The sequence below is a fragment of the Actinosynnema sp. NPDC059335 genome, from assembly GCF_042752395.1.
Taxonomy (GTDB): Bacteria; Actinomycetota; Actinomycetes; order Mycobacteriales; family Pseudonocardiaceae; genus Actinosynnema.
Window position 1 is genome coordinate 1 of the sequence record NZ_JBHYXZ010000300.1, and the last position, 3,312, is coordinate 3,312.

At 75.3% G+C, this 3,312-nt stretch carries 5 protein-coding genes; 1 reads left to right on the forward strand and 4 read right to left on the reverse strand.

Annotated elements, in window-relative coordinates:
- Nucleotides 1–163: 163 nt before the first annotated feature.
- The 4 genes from ACFXGA_RS39890 to ACFXGA_RS39905 all read right to left on the reverse strand — a co-directional run bounded on the left by ACFXGA_RS39890 (nt 164) and on the right by ACFXGA_RS39905 (nt 2,855).
- A complete protein-coding gene (locus ACFXGA_RS39890) occupies nt 164–856 on the reverse strand; it encodes a hypothetical protein (protein WP_378098310.1) in 693 nt (230 codons plus the stop codon).
- 181 nt (nt 857–1,037) lie between these two features.
- The gene (locus ACFXGA_RS39895) at nt 1,038–1,433 is read right to left on the reverse strand and encodes an SSI family serine proteinase inhibitor (protein ID WP_378098313.1); all 396 of its coding nucleotides are present in this window, start codon (nt 1,431–1,433) and stop codon (nt 1,038–1,040) included.
- A gap of 103 nt (nt 1,434–1,536) precedes the next feature.
- Nucleotides 1,537–2,286, reverse strand: a complete 750-nt coding sequence (locus ACFXGA_RS39900; protein WP_378098315.1) for an SDR family NAD(P)-dependent oxidoreductase — start codon at nt 2,284–2,286, stop codon at nt 1,537–1,539.
- A gap of 29 nt (nt 2,287–2,315) precedes the next feature.
- A complete protein-coding gene (locus tag ACFXGA_RS39905) occupies nt 2,316–2,855 on the reverse strand; it encodes an MOSC domain-containing protein (protein ID WP_378098318.1) in 540 nt (179 codons plus the stop codon).
- Between the two features lie 85 nt (nt 2,856–2,940).
- On the opposite strand from ACFXGA_RS39905, the gene ACFXGA_RS39910 reads away from it, so the two are divergent.
- A complete protein-coding gene (locus ACFXGA_RS39910; protein WP_378098321.1) occupies nt 2,941–3,180 on the forward strand; it encodes a hypothetical protein in 240 nt (79 codons plus the stop codon).
- Nucleotides 3,181–3,312 lie beyond the last annotated feature (132 nt).

Sequence of the window (3,312 nt, forward strand, 5' to 3'; positions counted from 1 at the left end):
GATCTAACCGCCTTCGCCCCATCCATGCCCTTCCCTACACCCCCCACACTTCACCACCCCCGCAGAGCTCCCATACGCCCAGAGCGAGGGCTCCTCCCCGGGCGCCGGCACGGCCCCGCCCGGCACCCGGCTGTGGGGCACCCGGTCGTCGGTCAAGCGGGTCTCAGCGCTGGACATACCGCGTCCCCTCCGGCTGGTAGGGGGCGCGCGGCGCGGGGGTCGGGTGCTCGGACGGGAGCTGCGGCGCGGGCATGCCGTACTCCGACGGCGGCAGCGGCGACGACGGCGTCGCGGTCGGCCGCGGCACGGCGGTCGGCGTGGTCACCGGCGTCGTCGGCGTCCGGTCGGTGTAGCCGTGCTGCGACCGCGACCCGCCCGGCTGCCCGGAACCCATGCTCTTGGCGGCGCGCGCGACCAGGAAACCGGCCACCGCCGCGCCGATCAGGAACGTCCCCGGCTTGCGCCGCGCGAAGTCCTGGGCCGAGTCCAGCAGGCCGCGCGCACCCCGTTCGTCGAGGTAGCGCGCCGCCTGGCGGCCCGCGTCGGACACCTGGCGCAACGTGCCCGCGGTCAGCGAGTCGGGGCCGGAGTTGTCGGCCATCGAGCCCAGCTCGTCGGCGATCCGGTCGATCTGCCGCGACACCCGCCGGGCCTGCTCCTCGGCCTCGGTCGCGACGCGTTCGCGCATGTCGCCCACGACGTGCTTGGCCTGGCCCGTCGCCTCGTGGGCCACCTGCCCGACCTGTTCGCGCGCCGTCGCGCCCACGTCCGAGGCGGCCTGCCGGGCGTGCTGCGCCACGGCGGCGCCTTCCTGCTGTGCGGTCTCGCGGACCGCACCCACCTGGTTCTCGTCCACGACGGGACTCCTCACGGTCGGCGTGCTCTCGCCCCCTCGGCCTACCCCCGTCGCCGGCGGCTAACCTCCTTCGCAACGACAAGCATCAGCCGGCGGTCGGGACGGCCGGCGGGCGCGCGAAAACCCCGCGACCGTTTTCCGGCCGCGGGGTCGTTATTCGCGGAGCGTTTTCGGACGGGGGTCAGAACGAGAAGACCGAGCCGGTCTCCTGCTCCATGACGCAGCGGTTCGGGAATTCCTGCACATAACGCACGGGCTCACCGCGCCAGGAACCGAACGCGGCCACCGTCACCGGCCGGTAGTCGAACGTGCACAGCTGCGGATCGGTGCCGGCCAGCCGCGTGAAGTCACCGCCGGCGGCGGCGATCTCCCCGCACGCGGCCTGCGCCGCCTGGTGCTCGCCCGCAGCGGGATCGCAGGTCAGACGCGTGCTCTGGACCCCGCTCTCCTCCTGGTGGACGGCCAGCACGAGATCCGTGGCCGGCGGCGCGGCGGACGCCGTCCCGGCGGTGAGCAGCGGAGCGGCCAGCAGGCCGGAGGCGAACAGGGAAGCCATGAGGGTTCGTGTTCGTCGCATGGCACCGGGGTGACCCGATCGCGTGACGCGTATTCGCCCGATTTCGCATCTCACCGGGATGTCGTAATAAGCCTGCTCACCTTTCCACGGCGCGGTGAATAGCTCACCAGGTGGGTCGCGCGGTGATCCCGCCGTCCACCACCAGGTCGTTCCCGGTGATCCAGGAGGCCATCGGCGAGGCCAGGAAAACGCAGGCGTCGCCCACGTCCTCGGGTCGGCCGAGCCGGCCCAGCGGCACGGCCCGCGCCCACCGCTCGACCCCGTCGGGCCACTCCTCGGCCAGCCCGGGGCGGTCGATCAGGCCGGGGGAGACGGTGTTGACCCGGATGCCGCGCGGCCCGTACTCCAGCGCGGCCGACCGGGCGTGCATGACGAGCGCGGCCTTCGACGCGCTGTAGTGGGCGTGGCCGGCGGCGGGTTGGCGGCCCTCGACGGACGCGACGTGGGTGACCGACCCGCCCGCCGCCATCACCTCCGCGGCGGCCTGCGTGCAGGCGAACGCGCTGGTCACGTTCACGTCCAGCACCGCGCGCCACTGCTCGGCCGTCATGCCCGCGAGGTCCTGCACCGGCTGCACGCCCGCGTTGTTGACCACCGCGTCGAGCCGTCCGCCCCACTCGGCCGCCGCGCGCACCAGCCGCCGGCACGCGTCGGGGTCGGCGAGGTCGGCCCGCAGCCCCGTGGCCCGCCCGCCGGCCGCGGTGATCTCCGCGACGAGCGCCGACACGTCGCCGCGGTGGCCGTGCGCGACGACCGCCGCCCCGGCCCGCGCGAACCGCGCCGCGATGCCCCGCCCGATCAGCCCGCTGGCCCCGGTGACGAGCGCGACCGCGCCCGCGAGAAGTCCTGTCACGGGCACGGACGGTAGCGCCCGGGGCGGGGTCAGACGGGGACGAGCGCGGTGTGCGGTTCGGCGGGCAGCTCCACGCGGACCTCGTCGCCGGGGCGGACCACGCCGCCGACCAGCACGACCGACATGACGCCCGCCCGGCGGACCACGGCGCCGTCCTCGTCGCGGTGGACGACCCGCTCGAGCAGGCCGTCCCGGAACGCGTCGATCTGCGGGCACGGGTTGCGCAACCCCGTCACCTCGACCACCGCGTCCGGGCCCAGGCGCAGGCGCGTGCCCGTCGGCAACCCGAGCAGGTCCACGCCGCGCGTGGTCACGTTCTCGCCCAGCTCGCCCGGCCCCACCGCGAAGCCCGCCGCGGTCAGCTCGTCGTGCAGCTCGGCGTGGATGAGGTGCACCTGGCGCAGGTTCGGCTGCGTCGGGTCGCGCCGCACGCGGGACCGGTGCTTCACCGTGACGCCCTGGTGCGCGTCGCCCTTCACGCCCAGGCCGGCGACGAGCGTGATCGCCTGCTCGGTGGGCTTGCTGAACGTGTGCTCCCCGCTCCGGCTCACGGCCGTGACCGTCCCCATGGGGCGGACCCTACCGGAGTAAGACTTTCGGCCGCCGCGGCGATATGACAAGTGCACACGTTTTCCGGGGGCGGCGGTGAGGACCATGACTGACGACGAACTGAACCACCGGGCGCGGGCGCTGCTGCGGGCCGTCGCGGCCGGCCGGGCCGAGGTGACGCGCAGCAGCGAGCCCGACCTGAAGGTGGACGGGTTGCTGTGCAGCGACCAGGTGACCGCGCGGCAGCTCGCGCACGCGGGGCTGCTGCGCCCGGCGCGCCGGGACGCGTCGGGCACGTGGGTGCCCGCCGAGCTGACCCCGGAGGGTCGCGCGATCCTCGCCTGACGGGCCGACGCCGGGTCGCGTGACCCCGGCCGGGCGGCCCCCCCAACGCGGTCCCCGGCCGGGCCCCCCCCGGCTGCCGCGCCCCCCCCCCCCCCCGCGGGCGCGCGGGGTGGGTTACAACAAAGAGAGCCC

What these genes read in the sequence shown, in the direction of transcription:
- ACFXGA_RS39905 (WP_378098318.1), bottom strand. Translation starts at nt 2,855, where the DNA reads ATGGGGACGGTCACGGCCGTGAGCCGGAGCGGGGAGCACACGTTCAGC.
- ACFXGA_RS39895 (WP_378098313.1), bottom strand. Translation starts at nt 1,433, where the DNA reads ATGCGACGAACACGAACCCTCATGGCTTCCCTGTTCGCCTCCGGCCTG.
- ACFXGA_RS39910 (WP_378098321.1), top strand. Translation starts at nt 2,941, where the DNA reads ATGACTGACGACGAACTGAACCACCGGGCGCGGGCGCTGCTGCGGGCC.